At 67.5% G+C, this 15,455-nt stretch carries 18 protein-coding genes; 12 read left to right on the forward strand and 6 right to left on the reverse strand.

Features of this window, described 5'->3' with window-relative positions:
* Positions 1-32: 32 nt before the first annotated feature.
* Positions 33-1,163: an o-succinylbenzoate--CoA ligase gene (gene menE / locus EU513_RS07195; protein ID WP_129625219.1), complete on the reverse strand. Its 1,131-nt coding sequence runs from the start codon at positions 1,161-1,163 to the stop codon at positions 33-35.
* A gap of 49 nt (positions 1,164-1,212) precedes the next feature.
* On the opposite strand from menE, the gene EU513_RS07200 reads away from it, so the two are divergent.
* Together EU513_RS07200 and EU513_RS07205 are read left to right on the forward strand one after the other, a co-directional pair.
* Positions 1,213-1,956 (forward strand): SDR family NAD(P)-dependent oxidoreductase, encoded by a 744-nt coding sequence (locus EU513_RS07200; RefSeq protein ID WP_129625220.1) that lies wholly within the window; start codon positions 1,213-1,215, stop codon positions 1,954-1,956.
* A gap of 25 nt (positions 1,957-1,981) precedes the next feature.
* Positions 1,982-2,770 carry an inositol monophosphatase family protein gene (locus EU513_RS07205; protein ID WP_129625221.1) on the forward strand — a complete coding sequence of 263 codons (789 nt, stop codon included), beginning with the start codon at positions 1,982-1,984 and terminating at the stop codon, positions 2,768-2,770.
* A 91-nt stretch (positions 2,771-2,861) separates the two neighbouring features.
* Here the strand turns inward: EU513_RS07205 and EU513_RS15810 are convergent, their stop codons facing one another.
* Both EU513_RS15810 and EU513_RS07210 read right to left on the reverse strand, forming a co-directional pair.
* Positions 2,862-3,008: a hypothetical protein gene (locus tag EU513_RS15810; protein WP_168990180.1), complete on the reverse strand. Its 147-nt coding sequence runs from the start codon at positions 3,006-3,008 to the stop codon at positions 2,862-2,864.
* Positions 3,008-3,997 carry an o-succinylbenzoate synthase gene (locus EU513_RS07210; protein ID WP_240795960.1) on the reverse strand — a complete coding sequence of 330 codons (990 nt, stop codon included), beginning with the start codon at positions 3,995-3,997 and terminating at the stop codon, positions 3,008-3,010. Before EU513_RS07210 ends, EU513_RS15810 begins: the two co-directional genes overlap by 1 nt.
* A gap of 323 nt (positions 3,998-4,320) precedes the next feature.
* On the opposite strand from EU513_RS07210, the gene EU513_RS07215 reads away from it, so the two are divergent.
* Entirely contained in the window at positions 4,321-5,274 is a 954-nt protein-coding gene (locus EU513_RS07215) for a 1,4-dihydroxy-2-naphthoyl-CoA synthase (RefSeq protein ID WP_129625223.1), read from the forward strand.
* Here the strand turns inward: EU513_RS07215 and EU513_RS07220 are convergent, their stop codons facing one another.
* Positions 5,275-5,427 (reverse strand): helix-turn-helix domain-containing protein, encoded by a 153-nt coding sequence (locus EU513_RS07220; protein WP_129625224.1) that lies wholly within the window; start codon positions 5,425-5,427, stop codon positions 5,275-5,277.
* A gap of 67 nt (positions 5,428-5,494) precedes the next feature.
* Here EU513_RS07220 and EU513_RS07225 point away from each other — a divergent pair, with 67 nt between their 5' ends.
* The 6 genes from EU513_RS07225 (at position 5,495) to EU513_RS07245 (ending at position 9,954) form a co-directional block, all read left to right on the forward strand.
* Positions 5,495-6,397, forward strand: a complete 903-nt coding sequence (locus EU513_RS07225) for an ABC transporter ATP-binding protein (protein ID WP_129625225.1) — start codon at positions 5,495-5,497, stop codon at positions 6,395-6,397.
* A gap of 97 nt (positions 6,398-6,494) precedes the next feature.
* Complete coding sequence (locus EU513_RS07230) at positions 6,495-7,619, forward strand: ABC transporter permease (protein WP_129625226.1); 1,125 nt, start codon at positions 6,495-6,497, stop codon at positions 7,617-7,619.
* Positions 7,620-7,719: 100 nt separating this feature from the next.
* Positions 7,720-7,884: a hypothetical protein gene (locus EU513_RS15815; protein ID WP_168990185.1), complete on the forward strand. Its 165-nt coding sequence runs from the start codon at positions 7,720-7,722 to the stop codon at positions 7,882-7,884.
* 111 nt (positions 7,885-7,995) lie between these two features.
* Positions 7,996-8,640, forward strand: coding sequence for a hypothetical protein (locus EU513_RS07235; RefSeq protein ID WP_129625227.1), 645 nt, complete (start codon positions 7,996-7,998; stop codon positions 8,638-8,640).
* 133 nt (positions 8,641-8,773) lie between these two features.
* A complete protein-coding gene (locus EU513_RS07240; RefSeq protein ID WP_129625228.1) occupies positions 8,774-9,157 on the forward strand; it encodes a cold-shock protein in 384 nt (127 codons plus the stop codon).
* Complete coding sequence (locus EU513_RS07245) at positions 9,157-9,954, forward strand: DUF3027 domain-containing protein (protein WP_129625229.1); 798 nt, start codon at positions 9,157-9,159, stop codon at positions 9,952-9,954. The genes EU513_RS07240 and EU513_RS07245 overlap by 1 nt, the downstream gene beginning before the upstream one ends.
* 75 nt (positions 9,955-10,029) lie before the next feature.
* Here the strand turns inward: EU513_RS07245 and zwf are convergent, their stop codons facing one another.
* Positions 10,030-11,466 carry a glucose-6-phosphate dehydrogenase gene (gene zwf / locus EU513_RS07250; protein ID WP_129625230.1) on the reverse strand — a complete coding sequence of 479 codons (1,437 nt, stop codon included), beginning with the start codon at positions 11,464-11,466 and terminating at the stop codon, positions 10,030-10,032.
* 319 nt (positions 11,467-11,785) lie between these two features.
* Between zwf and EU513_RS07255 the strand changes: the two genes are divergently transcribed.
* Together EU513_RS07255 and EU513_RS07260 are read left to right on the forward strand one after the other, a co-directional pair.
* The gene (locus EU513_RS07255) at positions 11,786-12,970 is read left to right on the forward strand and encodes a sensor domain-containing protein (RefSeq protein ID WP_129625231.1); all 1,185 of its coding nucleotides are present in this window, start codon (positions 11,786-11,788) and stop codon (positions 12,968-12,970) included.
* Positions 12,948-13,619: a response regulator transcription factor gene (locus EU513_RS07260; protein WP_129625232.1), complete on the forward strand. Its 672-nt coding sequence runs from the start codon at positions 12,948-12,950 to the stop codon at positions 13,617-13,619. The genes EU513_RS07255 and EU513_RS07260 overlap by 23 nt, the downstream gene beginning before the upstream one ends.
* A 29-nt stretch (positions 13,620-13,648) precedes the next feature.
* On the opposite strand, the gene EU513_RS07265 is transcribed toward EU513_RS07260, so the two are convergent.
* The gene (locus EU513_RS07265; RefSeq protein WP_239702435.1) at positions 13,649-13,888 is read right to left on the reverse strand and encodes a DUF2530 domain-containing protein; all 240 of its coding nucleotides are present in this window, start codon (positions 13,886-13,888) and stop codon (positions 13,649-13,651) included.
* Between the two features lie 53 nt (positions 13,889-13,941).
* Between EU513_RS07265 and EU513_RS07270 the strand changes: the two genes are divergently transcribed.
* Complete coding sequence (locus EU513_RS07270) at positions 13,942-15,420, forward strand: NCS2 family permease (protein WP_129625233.1); 1,479 nt, start codon at positions 13,942-13,944, stop codon at positions 15,418-15,420.
* Positions 15,421-15,455 lie beyond the last annotated feature (35 nt).

Below are 15,455 nucleotides of genomic sequence, written 5' to 3' on the forward strand. Positions count from 1 at the left end.
GGGCGGTGCGTGCTCCAGGAGGGCAGGCCGAATCAGGGTTCGGCGACGGGAGGGGTCATCCAATCTTGCCACTGATCGGAGGTCCGCAGCGCCAGGCGGTCGGGCTTGCCGGGGCCGCGCAGGGGGAGTTCGTCGAGCACGAGCAGGCGTCGGGGGAGGGCATACGGGGGCAGGTCCGCGGCGAGGGTTTCACGGATACCGGCGAGCGTGATCGGCGAACGGGCGACCACGGCCGCGCTGACGACCTGCCCCCATTCGGGGTGGTCGGTGCCGAGCACGACGGTTTCGCGGACCTGTGGAAGGTGGGACAACACGTCCTCGACGAGGCGCGGTGCCACCTTCATACCGCCGGTGTTGATGAGGTCGTCGGCGCGTCCGAGCACCTGCAGGCGGCCGTCGACGAACCGGCCGAGGTCCCCGGTGCGGAAGCCACCCTCGGCGTCGAAGACCTCGGTCGTGAGTTCGGGTTCACCCAAGTAGCCGAGGGCAACGGTGTTGCCGCGCAGGGTGATTCGGTCGTCGTTCAGTTCGACAGTGGTGCCCTCGAGCGGAACTCCGTCGTACACGCACCCACCGGCGGTCTCACTCATCCCGTACGTCGTGTGCACGCGGACGCCGGCATCAGCGGCTCGTTGCAGCAGCGCCGGTGCGCTCGCCGCGCCGCCGAGCAGGATCGCGTCGTAGGAGCGCAGTGCTGTCAGGGCATCGCTTTCCAGCAGCCGGACCAGTTGGGTCGGCACGAGCGAGGTGTATCGGCGCTCGCCGGTCAGTTCGGCTGTGGCGCGGACGAATTCGTCGGTACCGAACCTTCCGAGACCGACGGGTTCGGTGCCGGCCACGATCGAGCGGATCAGCACCTGGGTACCGGCGATGTGTTGCGGCGGCATCGGCAACAGCCATTGGCCAGGGCCGCCCAGCCGTTCGTGTGTCGCGGTCGCACTGGCGCGCAGGTTGTCGGCGGTGAGCATCGCTCGCTTGGGTCGTCCGGTGGAGCCGCTGGTCGAGACCACGAGGGCGACCCCGGCCGGCACGTCGGTCTCCTCGGGTGCACCGGCGTCGGTCAGTGGCGCGATCGCGTCCCCGCCGTTCAACGCCTCGTGCAGCGCTCGCCGGTAGTTGCGCAAGTCGCGTGGATCGACGACGAACGGGAGGAGGCGGGTCACGGTCCGACCCTACGACCCGCGTCCCGCCGCTTCTCCCTAGCCTGTGCCCATGGCTGACAAGCGACTGGCAGTGGTGACCGGGGCGAGCAGCGGCATCGGACGGGCGACGGCCCGACGGCTCGCGGCGGACGGGTTCGAGGTGATCTGCGCGGCGCGCCGCACCGAGCGCATCGAGGAACTCGCGGCGCAGATCGGCGGCCGAGCCGTCACCTGTGACGTGACCGAGCCCGAGGACATCGAGCGATTGGCCGACGAGGTCGGCGACCGGCTCGACGTCCTCGTCGCCAACGCCGGCGGAGCGATCGGTACCGAGCATGTCGCCGACGCCAAGCTCGAGGAGTGGCGGGCGATGTACGACACCAACGTGATCGGCGTGGCTGCGTCCATCCAGGCCCTGTTGCCGGCTCTGAAGAACGCGCACGGCGCGATCATCACCATCGGCTCGGTGGCCGGGCTGGTCGCGTACGAGGGCGGCGCCGGCTACTGCGGTGTGAAGGCCGCCGTCCGCTCGCTGATGATGGCGCTGCGCCTGGAGCTGGTCGACCAGCCGGTGCGGGTCTGCGAGATCGATCCGGGCATGGTCAAGTCGGACGAGTTCTCGCTGGTCCGTTTCCACGGCGACGCGACGAAGGCCCAAGCGGTCTACGACGGGGTCGAGGCACCGCTGTCGCAGGACGACATCGCCGACACCGTCGTATGGGTCGCATCCCTGCCCGAGCACGTGAACATCGACCAACTCGTGGTCCGCCCGCGGGCGCAGGCGGCTGCGCACAAGGTCCACCGCACCGGCTGATCCGGCCGACCGGCACAATGGCCGCGTGGACAACGACCAGTTGCTGGGCCTGTTGCAGGAAGTCGCCGCCGAGATCGTCACCCCTCGATTCAGATCCCTCGCCGCGCACGAGGTGATGGAGAAGAACCCGGGCGACCTGGTGACCGTCGCCGACCGCGAGTCGGAACTGGCGATCGCCGCCCGCCTCACGGACGCCTACCCGGACGCGTTGATCGTCGGCGAGGAAGCCGTCGCGGCCGAGCCGTCGATCCTCAAGCGCACCCCGGACGCAGATCACTGGTTCACGGTCGACCCGATCGACGGCACGAAGAACTTCGTCAACGGTTCTCCCGATCACGCGTTGATGGTCGCCGAGATGCGCGGACGCGAGGTGGTGCGCGGGATCATCTGGCAGCCGGAATACCGGACGGCGTACGTCGCCGAGCGCGGGGCGGGAGCCTTCCGCAACGGCATTCGACTGGAATCGGTGGAACGCAACCAGGAGACGCTTTCCGGACACACGTCCCGACGCTCGCTGCTGAACGAGCAGATCGGTGACCTGCCGCCGCTGAAGCTGTCGTGGGTCTGCTGCGGAGTCGACTACCCGCATCTGGCGGCCGGTGACGCCGACTTCCTGCTGTACGGCGGCTCGATGCCCTGGGACCACGCGCCCGGCTCGCTGCTGCTGGCCGAGACCGGAGGAACCGTCGGGTATGCGGACGGTTCGCCCTACGACCCGACCTCTTTGCAGACCCCGCTCCTCGCGGCCGGCGATCGCACCACCTTCGACCGGGTGCGCTGCGAGCTCGCCAGGCACTCGGCCGCGACAGCCTGACCGAAAGGCCGCAGAACGCGCGGGTCAACGCGCCCTTCTTACCGACTTTGGGGTTGCTCAGCTTACGCTGAGGCCGGACGCTTTCAGCCAGTCAACCGGCGTCCGGACGTTCGGTGCGGAAGAAGACGACCGACTTTCCGCCCACCTGGTAGACGCGGCCGTCGGTGCAGGTCGTGTGCGGCATGCCGGCGGCAATCTCGTGGACGTCGGTGACCTTCGCCTTGCGTGAGCGAGCCATCAGCGGGGCAGATGCATGTAGGCGTCCTGGACGCGTCGCTTCCACCACTGGATGCGGTCGGGAGACGCCGCCCACCGGTCGAGCAGTTCCGGTTCCGGAGTGACTGTCCGGACGGAAAGCGAACCATCGTGCGGCACGACGGAATCGGTGACCACGTCTGCGTCGAACAGTTCGATCGTTCCCAGGCCGCACGCGAACGGCAGGTCCGGAAGCGCGGCTGCGAATGCGACTCCCGCCGACATGCCGACACTGCTCTCGAGCGCCGACGACACGACGACGGGCAGCTCGATCTGTTCGGCGACCCGGAGGGCGTTCCGGACGCCACCGAGCGGAGCGACCTTGACGACCGCGACGTCAGCAGCGTCCAGTTCCTTGACCCGGAACGGATCCTCGGCCTTGCGGATCGACTCGTCCGCTGCGACCAGGACGTCGATCCCGTTGCGGGCCAATGCCACTCGCAGAGCGGCGAGGTCCTCGACCCGGGTGCAGGGCTGCTCCACGTACTCCAGGCCGTACGGGGCGAGCTGGGCGATCGCGTCCAGGGCGTCGTCCACCGTCCAGCCGCCGTTGGCATCGACCCGGATGCGGGCGTCCGGACCCATCACCACGCGGGTCGCAGCGACGCGGGCCAGGTCGTCGGTCAGTGACTGACCGCGTTCGGCGACCTTGACCTTCGCGGTGCGGCACCCGTCGTACCGCGCCAGCACGTACTCCACCTCGTGGTCGGCGACGGCGGGAACGGTCGCGTTGACCGGTACCGAATCGCGTACCGCCTCAGGGAATCCGTGCCAGCCCGTCTCGATCGCCGCAGCCAGCCACCTGGATGATTCCTCGGGGGCGTACTCCAGGAACGGACCGAACTCGCCCCACCCGGAAGGTCCGTCGAACAGCGCGACCTCACGGTGGTCGACCCCGCGGAACCGTGTGTTGAGCGGGAGTGACACGACGTGCAGTGCCGCGATGAGGTTGTCCGGGCCCGGAAGGTTCACCTCATCATCATGACAACATCGCGGCATGCGTGAACAGGGAGGCAGCCGCACGATCACCGGTACGTCAGCCTCGTTCGTGCCTTGGCGATCTTCGGGATCGCGATGATGGCTGCCGGTTTCGTGGGGATGACGGGCCTGCCCCGATGGTGGTTCGCGCCGGCCGGAACCCTTGCCGGAGTATCGATCCTCTGGCTGGTGATCCTCGCTGTGTGGATCCGCGCGGCGCGAATCACCCCTTAGTCGCTCCCTGCAGTCGTGGCCGGCAACATCCTGTTCGCCGGCGCCGGCCTGTACGTGAGGCACAGCCGCCGTCGGTGACCGGAATGACTAGGGTCGGTCGGGTGAGTGAGCAGACCAGCGCCAACCCCTTCCGTCCCGAACTGTGGGAGCCGGTCGACGGGTTCGACTTCACCGACATCACCTACCACCGCGCGAAGGACCTCGGTTGCGTGCGCATCGCGTTCGACCGTCCGGAGGTGCTGAACGCGTTCCGGCCGCACACCGTCGATGAGCTGTACCGGGCTCTCGACCACGCACGCCGCACCGCGGACGTCGGCGTCGTCCTGCTGACCGGCAACGGGCCCGGACCGCAGGGATCCGGTGCCGCCGGCAAATGGTCGTTCTGCTCCGGCGGTGACCAGCGCATCCGCGGACGTTCGGGCTATCAGTACGCGGACGGTGAGACCGCGGACACCGTCGACGAACGCCGCGTCAAGGCCGAGGGCGGACGTCTGCACATCCTCGAGGTGCAGCGCCTGATCCGCACCATGCCCAAGATCGTCATCGCGGTCGTCGGCGGCTGGGCGGCCGGCGGCGGTCACTCGCTGCACGTCGTCTGCGACCTGACGATCGCCTCCCGCGAGCACGGCCGCTTCAAGCAGACGGACGCCGACGTCGGCTCCTTCGACGCCGGCTACGGGTCGGCGTACCTGGCCAAGATGGTCGGCCAGAAGTTCGCCCGTGAGATCTTCTTCCTCGGCCGGCCCTACAGCGCGCAGGACATGCACCGCATGGGCGCGGTCAACATCGTCGCCGACCACGCTGAACTCGAGGACGAAGCACTCCAGGCGGCACGCGAGATCATGGGCAAATCGCCTCAGGCACAACGGATGTTGAAGTTCGCGTTCAACCTCACCGATGACGGTCTGATGGGCCAGCAGGTGTTCGCAGGTGAGGCGACCCGGTTGGCGTACATGACCGACGAAGCGGTCGAGGGGCGCGACCAGTTCCTGGAGAAGCGGGACCCGGACTGGTCACCCTTCCCGTGGTACTTCTGATCAGGCCCGCGCTTGCCGATAGTGCTGCGGGCTCACGCCGTACTCCTTCTTGAATGCGGCGCTGAGGCTGTACGGGCTCGCATAGCCGACCCTTCGGGCGATCGCTGCGATCGTCATCGATGGTTCGTGCAGCAGGTCGGCAGCGAAGCCCAGGCGCCACTGACGCGCCGGTAGCGCCCCCGTCCGACCCCGTGCCGCACAGTTTTCCTAGGGTGTTCACATGGGGGAGATCATCGAGGCCACAGGCCTGTCCAAGAGGTACGGAGATCATCAGGCCGTCGACAACGTCGACCTGACCGTCGAGGAGGGATCCTTCTTCGGCATTCTCGGCCCGAACGGTGCCGGGAAGACCACACTGCTGGAGATCATCGAGGGCATCCGCAAGCCGGACGCCGGGACGGCGCGCATCGCCGGGGTGGAGGTATGGCCGCGCAACACCGAGATCCTCACCAAGATCGGCGTCCAGTTCCAGTCGGCCGCTTTCTTCCCGAAACTGACTGCAAGAGAACAGATCCGGGCGTTCGCCGATCTCTACGGTGCACCCGAGTCGCGCTGCGACGCTCTGCTCGAGCAGTTCGGTCTGACACAGAAGGCGGGCACGCTCACCGAGGACCTGTCGGGTGGCCAGTCCCAGCGGCTGTCCATCGCCTGCGCTCTGGTGCACGACCCGCAGGTCGTCTTCCTCGACGAACCGACCGCAGCGCTCGACCCACAAGCACGCCGCAACCTCTGGGACGCCCTGCGCGGCATCAACGCCGAGGGCCGCACCGTCGTCCTCACCACGCACTACATGGACGAGGCGCAGTCGCTGTGCGACCAGGTGGCGATCATGGACCACGGACGCATCCTCACCGTCGACAGCCCACGCGCTCTCATCGCGCACATCAACGCGCCGCACAAGATCACCATCGACCGCGATCTCATGTCCGTTCCGGATGCGGCCGCGATCGGTGGTGTCCACTCGGTCGAGGACACCGGTGAATCCCTCACGATGATCACCGACGATCCGGCGCCCGTGCTCACCGCCCTCGCCGAACGCAAGGCACTCGCCGGCGTCGGGGTCAGCGGAGCCAGCCTCGAGGACGTCTTCCTCGAACTCACCGGACGGGAGTACCGCGCGTGAACTCACCCCACGAAGTTCTCCGCTCGTACCTCGCTCCGATACTTCGCGGGGGCCCCGGCACCGATGGTGGAGTGACCGGAGAAAGGGAGTGCTGCTCATGAGTCACACCACCGAAGAGACTCGGGCTCCCGAACAGACCGGCCGCACCCAGCTGGGCAAGCCCAAGGGTTTCGCCACGCTGGCTCGGGCGCAGTGGAAGGCGTTCATCCGCGACAAGCAGATCCTGTTCTGGATGCTGGCGTTCCCGCTGGCCTTCCTGCTGCTGTTCGGGGTGCTGAACGGTTCGTCCGGTGATGCCCCCAAGACCGAGATGACGCAGGTCGGTTCGGTGCAGTTCGTCGACCGTATGCCGGCCGACGCCAAGAAGCAGTGGGACGAACTGTTCGAGGTCACCAAGACTTCCGATCGTGATGCCGCTCTGGCCAAGCTGAAGAAGGGCGACACCGACGCCGTCCTCGAACAGACCGGTGGCGGTCTGGTGCTGCACTACTCCAGCGCCGACCAGGTGCGGGCCGCCACCGTCCAGGGCACGGTGAGTTCGTTCGTCGACCGGTCGAACCTTGCGATCGCCGGCGTGAAACCAGCGGTGTCGCTGCAGGCTCAGCCGGTCGAGGACGCCTCCCTCAAACCGATCCAGTACCTCACCCCCGGCCTGCTCGGGTTCGCGCTCGCGATGGGTGGCACGTTCGGCGGCGCCATGACCCTGGTCAACTGGCGCAAGACCAAGCTGCTGCGCCGGATGCGGCTGACCCCGACGAACACCTGGGACCTCGTGGCCTCCCGTGTCGTGGTCTCGATGGTCATCGCGGTGCTGCAGTTCGTGCTCTTCATCGCGGTCGCCATGGCGGTGTTCGGCCTGAAGCTGACCGGTTCCTGGTACATGGCGCTGCCGCTCGCGCTGTGCGGAATGCTTGTGTTCATGGCGATCGGACTGATCGCCGGTTCGGTCTCCAAGAGCGAGGAGGCGGCGTCCGGCCTCGCAAACCTCATCGTCCTGCCGATGTCCTTCCTCGGCGGAGCGTTCATTCCGCTCGACTTCGCGCCGGAATGGCTCAAGACCGTTGCGAACTTCCTGCCGATGGGTCACCTCACCGAAGGAATGTTGGACGTGATGGTGCGTGGCGAGGGACCGACCGCCGCGCTGATGCCGATGGCGATCCTGCTCGCCTTCGCCGCCGCCTTCACGCTCATCGCAGCGAAGATCTTCCGCTGGGAGGACTGAGACATCGGCGTCGAAGCGTCCGGTCGACGGGGCCCGCCCCACACCGGTCGGACGCTTCGTCGTGGACCGTTGTGCACCCGTGCTGCGTAACCTCGAACGCGTGGGAAACACGATCCTCTACGTCATCCTCGCGCTGTGCGTCCTCGGACTCGCAGCGATCGGTGTGCGTGCCCTGATGGACCGGCGCGCCGAGCACCGCCAACATGCCTACCGGCCCGAACGCCCGGCGGCCGAACGTCGCAGGCGCCGCAATCCCACCGAGTAGGTCCCGGCGTCGGGGAGCGCGCAGCTTAGGCTGATTTCGCGGAACGGATTCGCCACTGGCGCGTCCGACCGCAGGGCACAGAGTTGCCCCGATGCCACCAGGGAGGAAGCCATGTCGAACTACGCCGGAGAACCCAAGCGCCGAGGTCTTGCCCTCACCATCGTGGGCGCCGTGATGATGCTGGTGCTCGCTCCGGCGGCGTTCGTCGTCGGCACCGTGTTCGGGGTGAAGGGTGCCGTCGACCTGGTGCAGTCGGCCCCGATGGTCACCAGCGGTGGGAGCGTCGCCATGTCGGTCGGACAGACCCGCGACATCTACGCCTACGTCGGTGCATCGTCGTCCGACTCCGGCATCGAGACCGACTCCACCCTCGGCGACTCCGTGCCCGCGTGCAAGGTCACCTCACCGTCCGGTGCCGACGTGCCGGTGTCGAGCGCGACCGGCAACACCAGCTGGACGCGCGACGGCGGCCGCTACGGCTCGGCCGGTAGCTTCACCGCCGAGGAGGCGGGCGATCACGCCGTCGACTGCGGTAGCGCCTCGGCCATCGTGCCGGACGGCGACCAGGCCAGTGAAGCCGCCACGAAGGCTGCCTGGGGGATCGGCGGCGGCCTCATCGGCGCCACCATCATCGGGATCCTCGGCCTCATCATGCTGATCATCGGCATCGTCAAGCTGGTCAACTCCGGCAAGGAGCGCTCGCAGTTCCGCATGCAGCAGCAGATGGGCCAGTGGAACAACCAGCCGCGCTGGTGATCCGCCGTTCGTCCGTCCGGCGACGGTGAATCAAGTTCGGAGGAAAGGGGCCGGACGCGTTAACCTTTGGCCGTCGGCCTTGCGCGCCCGCAGGCGACGCATTTTCCAAAACTGATCAGCAAGCAGGTGTGACGTGCCCAGCGGCAAAGTGAAGTTCTTCGACGCGGACAAGGGGTTCGGATTCGTCTCCGGCGACGACGGCAAGGATGTCTTCCTGCCCTCCAGCGCCCTGCCCGCCGGAACGACCACCCTGAAGAGCGGCACCCGCCTGGAGTACTCCATCGTCGAAGGGCGACGTGGTGCGCAGGCGATGACTGTCACCCTGCTCGACCCGGCGCCGTCGCTGGCAGCCCGTCACCGCAAGCCGGCCGACGACATGGCGATCATCGTCGAGGACCTCATCAAGCTGCTCGACGGTGTCGGCAACGGTCTGCGCAAGGGCCGCTACCCCGACAGCTCCCACTCGGCGAAGGTCGCCTCGGTGCTGCGCGCCGTCGCGGACAACCTGGACGTCTGATGCCGGCCGACACCACGACCAGGACAGCGGCCCCGCGCCGCACGGCGCGCAAGAGCGCCGCGCTGAAGCCGGACAAGGTGCTGTTCGACGCCGTCGACCTCGCCCGTGAAGCAGCCGTCTCGATCGCGACCCCGAACACGGTCGGCGATCACGAGGGCGCGGTCATGCTCGGCGAGCGTCTGGCGATGCATTACTTCACCTGCACCAACAAGGGCTACCGCGGGTGGCGCTGGGCGATCGCGGTCGCTCGTGCGCCGCGGGCGAAGGTCGCGACCGTCTGCGAGACCAACCTGCTGCCCGGCGACGACGCGGTGCTGGCGCCCGAGTGGCTGCCCTACGCCGAGCGACTGGCCCCCGGTGATGTCGGCCCGGGCGATGTCATGCCCTACATCGCCGACGACCCCAACCTCGAGCCCGGCTTCGAGGCGACGGGCGACGAGGACGTCGACCGCATGGCGCTCTTCGAACTCGGCCTCGGCCGTCCGCGCGTGCTGTCGCGTGAAGGACGCGAGGCTGCTGCCACCCGCTGGTACGACGGCGAGCACGGCCCGCGCGCCGCGGTCGCGGCACAGGCCAAGGGCAACTGCAGCGGATGCGGTTACTTCCTGCCGATGGCCGGCGCGCTGCGTCGCTGCTTCGGTGTCTGCACCAACGAATGGTCGCCGAGCGACGGCACCGTCGTCTCCCTCGACCACGGGTGCGGTGCCCACAGCGAGATCCACGAAGAGGCCCCGACACCGGAGAAGATCGAGCCGCCCGTGCTCGACGACTTCGCCGTCGATGTCGAACAGGGCTGAGCAGCAAGCAGATTCACCTGAGAAGGGCGACCTGGGATTGCAGCTCGCTCTTGCTCGTTGCTGGTCCGTCTCGAGTCAGGCCGTCGGCTCGCGCCACTCCCGCTCGAACGGCAGGCGCCACGCAGTGGGTGCGACCAGTTGGTGGATCTGGTTCGGACCCCAACTGCCCTGCCCGTAGGGGCGCACCGGGGGCGGGTTGTCCAGCAGCGGCTGGCTGACCTCCCAGAGACGTTCGATGCCCTCGGACGTCGTGAACAGCGTGTGGTCGCCGCGCACCGCGTCGTAGATCAGACGCTCGTAGGCCTCCAGTGCTGCCGCCGAACCGGTCGACTCCTGCATCGCAAACTGCATCGAGTGCTTGTCCAGACGGAAGCCGGTACCGGGTCGTTTTCCATAGAACGACAACGACATTCGCGATTGGTCGGCCAGGTCGAAGGTCAGGTGGTCGGGGCCGTGCTGGCTCACTCCGGAGCCGGCGGGGAACATCGACTTCGGTGGTTCCTTGAACGCGATCGAGATGATGCGCTGGCCCTGCGCCAGGCGCTTGCCGGTGCGCAGGTAGAACGGGACGCCGGCCCAGCGCCAGTTGTCGATGTAGCACTTGAGCGCGATGAAGGTCTCGGTCTCCGATTCGGGGGCAACCCCGTCCAGATCGCGGTACCCCTGGAACTGACCGCGCACGACGTTCTCGGGCTGGATCGGCATCATCGACCGGAAGACCTTGTTCTTCTCCTCGGTGATGGCCTGCGGTTCCAGTGACGTCGGCGGCTCCATCGCGGTGAAGGCGAGCACCTGGAACAGGTGGGTGACGACCATGTCGCGGTACGCACCGGTCGCCTCGTAGAACGCCGCGCGGGTTTCCAGGCCGAGGGTCTCGGGCACATCGATCTGGATGTGGTCGATGTGGTTGCGGTGCCAGATCGGCTCGAACAACCCGTTGGCGAACCGGAAGGCCAGGATGTTGAGCGCCGCCTCCTTGCCCAGGAAGTGGTCGATGCGGAAGATCTGTTCCTCGGCGAACACCTCGTGCAGTTTCTTGTTCAACTCCACCGCCGTCGCGAGGTCGGTGCCGAACGGCTTCTCCATCACCACGCGGCTGTACGCCGCAAGATCGGCGGCGGCGAGCGTCTGGATCACCGAGAGCGCAGCCTTCGGCGGGACGCTCAGGTAGTGCAGTCGACGCGGGCGCGAGTCGCCGTCGTACCCCTGTTCCGCTTCTGCGACAACGGCTTTCAACGCTTCCGCGCCGGCATCGCTGCGCACGAAGTAGAGCCTCTTCGCAAACTCCTGGAAGTCCTTCTGCGCCTCCTTGCGGGAGGAGAACTCGGCGATCGCCTGCTGCGCGAACTCGACGAAACTCTCCCGCGTGTGGTCATCGAGCGAGGTGCCGACGAGGCGCACATCGTTGAGCAGTCCGCTGCCCCACAGGTGCAGCAGGCCGGGCAGCAGCTTGCGGCGGGCGAGGTCTCCGGTGGCTCCGAACAGGACGATGGTTGTGGGCCGTTCCGACATGCCGCCCAGTCTGCCCCTCCCGGCGCGGCTGTCGCGAGCCCGCAGCAGGTGAAATGCGTCGCTGCGTTCTCGGAGGTGTCGGGCTGCCCCGACACAGCGTTGGCCAGAGCACGGGATGTCGCCGCCGCTCGGCGGTCCATAGCGTCGATGACATGATGACGACACAGTTACCGACCTCGGCCGAGAAGACACTCATGTCGACGACGCACCAGACTCGTCAGCGGATTCCGACCCCTCGTGACGTGCTGCGCCGTTTGCCCGGTGACGCGGCGTACCTGTTCCTGTCCTGGCCGGTCGCACTGCTGGCGTTCGCGCTCGCGTGCATGTTCTTCGGAATGGTCAGCAGCGTCGTCCTGGCGCCGGTCGCCGTCCCGGTGGCGCTGCTCGTCGCGTCCTGGGCGCACAGACCGAGCGGCGCCTGCTGCGCCGCTTCCAGGGGGTGGACGACGCCCACGGTGCGTACTACCCACTGCGCCAGGACGATTCGATGGTCGCCAAGGCGTGGACGCTGGTGCGCGACCCGCAGCGTTGGCTGGACGCGGTGTGGTCCGCGGTCGGCTGGGTGATCTCGACGATCACCTGGATCATCCTGATCACCCTGTGGGGCACCGTCATCGGCCTCGTGTTCTGGCCGGCGTGGGGCTGGGCGTTGCCGCAGGACGGCAGCGGGTCGCTCGCGGGGTTGATCTTCGGGTTCACCTCCTACGGAGCTCAGGCGGTGGTCGAAGTCGTCTTCGGGATCCTGCTGCTGATGATCGCGCCCTACGTGACGGTCGGTCTGGCGCATCTGCAGAGCCTCGCCTCCCGCGCCATTCTGTCCAGCCGGTCGCAGCAGCAGGTCATCGAACAGTTGCGCTCCAGCCGCGACGCCGGGCGGTCGGCCGAGACCGATCAGCTGGCTCGTCTCGAGCGTGACATCCACGACGGACCGCAGCAGCGGTTGGTCCGTCTGAAGGTCGACCTCGCCCGCATCGAACGACAGTTGGGCTCGGCTTCACCTGCGGCAGAATCGATCCGGGCTGCAATCGTCAGCACGCAGGACACGCTGGAGGAACTGCGAGCGCTGTCCCGCGGTATCGCTCCACCCACCCTCACCGAGCTCGGACTCGTCGCCGCGGTGCGCCAGGCAGCCGCTCGTCCGACCGTCCCGGTCTCACTGACCACGAACCTTCCCGAGGAGCGCGGCGTCCTGCCGTCGCACGTGGAACAGGCCGCCTATTACGTGATCAGCGAGGCACTCACGAATGTCGCCAAGCACAGCGGCGCTCGCAACGCCTACGTCGAACTGACCGTCGACCACCATGAACTCGTCGTCGCCGTGACGGACGACGGTGTCGGCGGCGCCGACCTGGCCAAGGGCAGCGGCCTGCGGGGGCTGGCCGAGCGGATGCGTTCGGTGGACGGCAGGCTGTCGGTGGACTCACCCACAGGTGGCCCGACCACACTGCTGGCTCTCATTCCCCACGGACGAAGGTGTACTGATGCGGATCGTGCTGGCCGATGACTCGACGCTGCTGCGTGAGGGCGTCCAGCTGATCCTCACCGATGCCGGTCACCAGGTCGTGGCCGGCGTCGGCGACGCACCGACCCTCGTCGAGGCGGCGTTGCGGGAGCGTCCCGATCTGGTGATCACCGACGTCCGGATGCCGCCCACAGGTTCGGATGACGGCCTGCGTGCTGCGGTCGAGATCCGACAGGCGTGGCCGGACGCCCGAATCGTCGTCCTGTCGCAGTACGTAGTGCAGGCGTACGCCGATCAGTTGCTGGCGTCCGGAGCGGCCGGCGTCGGATACCTGCTCAAGGACCGCATCGGCGACATCGACGAGTTCCTCGCCGCGATCGACCAGGTCGCCGCAGGCGGCACCGTCCTCGACCCGGACGTCGTCTCGCAGCTCATGGTGCGGGCGAAGGACCCCGTCCAGTCGCTGACCCCGCGTGAACGAGAGGTGCTCGAACTGATGGCGCAGGGGCTCTCGAACGGTTCGATCGCGGGGCGGTTGTTCGTCACCGGGGGAGCGGTTGAAAAACACACCCAGCGGATCTTCGCCAAGCTCGGTCTGTCGCCGGACGACTCGGCCGGGCACCGACGGGTGCTCGCTGTGTTGGCTTACCTGCGCGGGTCCGACTCACCTTCGGTCAACGAAACCGCCTGAAACGTGACCCCACGAAAGCGAGGGACGGATCAGGCGGCGGACGCGTTGCCGCGTCCGCGGCGCACGTAGAAGTAGCCGATCAGGCCGAGTGCAATGCCGAACACCGGCGTCCAGGGCCACCAGCTGCGCTCGCCGGAGCGCAGACTCGGCACCACGAGAATGACGATCAGGGCGACGGTCCAGACGGCCACTCCGCCGAGGGTCACCTTGTTCATGTCGACCCGCATCGGTTCGACCGCGATCGGCTCGTCGGATGCGTCGTGGGTCACGATTAGCAGCGTACCGGTGACGCGGACCGGCGCCCGGGCCTAGTCTCACGGGCATGTCGACCAACACCCCCGTGAAACCCGCCCCGGTCAGCGGCTTCGACCGCTACTTCAAGATCTCCGAAAGAGGTTCGACGCTCGCCCGGGAGGTGCGGGGAGGATTCGTCACCTTCTTCACGATGGCGTACATCATCGCGCTCAACCCGTTGATCATCGGAACGGTCAAGGACGGAACCGGCCAGTTCCTCGGTGGCGGCTCGGCTCCGAACCTGGCGATGGTCGCCGCGTGTACCGCCCTGGTCGCCGGAGTCATGTCGATCCTGATGGGCGTGGTCGCGAACTTCCCGATGTCGATCGCCGCAGGCCTCGGGCTCAACGCGTTCGTCGCGTTCGGTGTCGCGGCGCTTCCCGACATGACCTGGAAAGCAGCGATGGGGTTGGTCGTCTGGGAAGGCATCCTCATCCTCCTGCTGGTCATCTCCGGCTTCCGGGTCGCGGCGTTCCGAGCCCTGCCGGGACAGATGAAGACCGCGATCTCGGTCGGTATCGGACTGTTCATCGCTTTCATCGGCCTGTTCGACGCGGGCTTCTCGCGCGCCGGCGCCGGTACGCCCGTTCAGCTCGGCATCGACGGGCGCCTGCAGGGTTGGCCGATCGTCGTGTTCATCGTCGGGTTCCTGCTGCTGCTCGCCCTCTACGTCCGCAAGGTGACCGGCGCGCTGTTGATCGCGATCGTCTCGGCCACCGTCCTGGCGATCATCATCGAGTCGATCGCCAAGATCGGCCCCCGCTTCGTCGACGGCAAGCCGACCAACGACCGCACCTGGTCGCTGAACGTCCCGGCCGTTCCGGACCAGGTCGTCTCGACACCGGACTTCTCGCTCGTCGGTCAGGTCGACATGTTCGGCGGCTTCGCCAAGATCGGTGTCATCGCGGCCGCGCTGATCATCTTCTCGCTGATCCTCGCCGACTTCTTCGACACCATGGGCACGATGACCGCCATCGGGGCGAAGGGTGACCTGCTGGACGAGGACGGCGCCCCGCACGACACCCAGAAGATCCTGGTCGTCGACTCCGTAGCCGCTGCCGCCGGCGGTCTGGGCGGAGTCAGCTCGAACACCGGCTACATCGAATCGGCGTCCGGCGTCGGCGACGGTGCCCGCACCGGCCTGGCGTCCGTCGTCACCGGCGTCCTGTTCCTGTTCGCGACCTTCCTCGCCCCGCTGGTCGAGGTGATCCCGCACGAGGCGGCCGCCCCGGCACTGGTCTTCGTGGGCTTCCTGATGATGCAGGAGGTCGGCGAGATCAACTGGCGCGACATCGACATCGCGCTGCCGGCGTTCCTAACCATCGCGCTCATGCCGCTGACCTACTCGATCACCGTCGGTATCGGTGCGGGCACGCTCGCCTACCTGCTGATCAAGATCATCAAGGGCAAGTGGCGTGAGATCCCGGTGATCCTGTGGATCATCTCGTTCTGCTTCTTCCTGTACTTCGCGATCGACCCGATCCGTCAGATCTTCGGGGTCAACTGACCGCGCGACCGAGTGTCATGAGGGACGGGGCAACC

Source organism: Yimella sp. RIT 621, assembly GCF_004146205.1.
Lineage (GTDB): Bacteria > Actinomycetota > Actinomycetes > Actinomycetales > Dermatophilaceae > Yimella > Yimella lutea.

What these genes read in the sequence shown, in the direction of transcription:
- EU513_RS07235 (WP_129625227.1), top strand. Translation starts at nt 7,996, where the DNA reads ATGTCGAACTACGCCGGAGAACCCAAGCGCCGAGGTCTTGCCCTCACC.
- EU513_RS07270 (WP_129625233.1), top strand. Translation starts at nt 13,942, where the DNA reads ATGTCGACCAACACCCCCGTGAAACCCGCCCCGGTCAGCGGCTTCGAC.
- EU513_RS07245 (WP_129625229.1), top strand. Translation starts at nt 9,157, where the DNA reads ATGCCGGCCGACACCACGACCAGGACAGCGGCCCCGCGCCGCACGGCG.
- EU513_RS07225 (WP_129625225.1), top strand. Translation starts at nt 5,495, where the DNA reads ATGGGGGAGATCATCGAGGCCACAGGCCTGTCCAAGAGGTACGGAGAT.
- zwf (WP_129625230.1), bottom strand. Translation starts at nt 11,466, where the DNA reads ATGTCGGAACGGCCCACAACCATCGTCCTGTTCGGAGCCACCGGAGAC.
- EU513_RS07200 (WP_129625220.1), top strand. Translation starts at nt 1,213, where the DNA reads ATGGCTGACAAGCGACTGGCAGTGGTGACCGGGGCGAGCAGCGGCATC.
- EU513_RS07260 (WP_129625232.1), top strand. Translation starts at nt 12,948, where the DNA reads ATGCGGATCGTGCTGGCCGATGACTCGACGCTGCTGCGTGAGGGCGTC.
- EU513_RS07230 (WP_129625226.1), top strand. Translation starts at nt 6,495, where the DNA reads ATGAGTCACACCACCGAAGAGACTCGGGCTCCCGAACAGACCGGCCGC.
- EU513_RS07215 (WP_129625223.1), top strand. Translation starts at nt 4,321, where the DNA reads ATGACTAGGGTCGGTCGGGTGAGTGAGCAGACCAGCGCCAACCCCTTC.
- EU513_RS15810 (WP_168990180.1), bottom strand. Translation starts at nt 3,008, where the DNA reads ATGGCTCGCTCACGCAAGGCGAAGGTCACCGACGTCCACGAGATTGCC.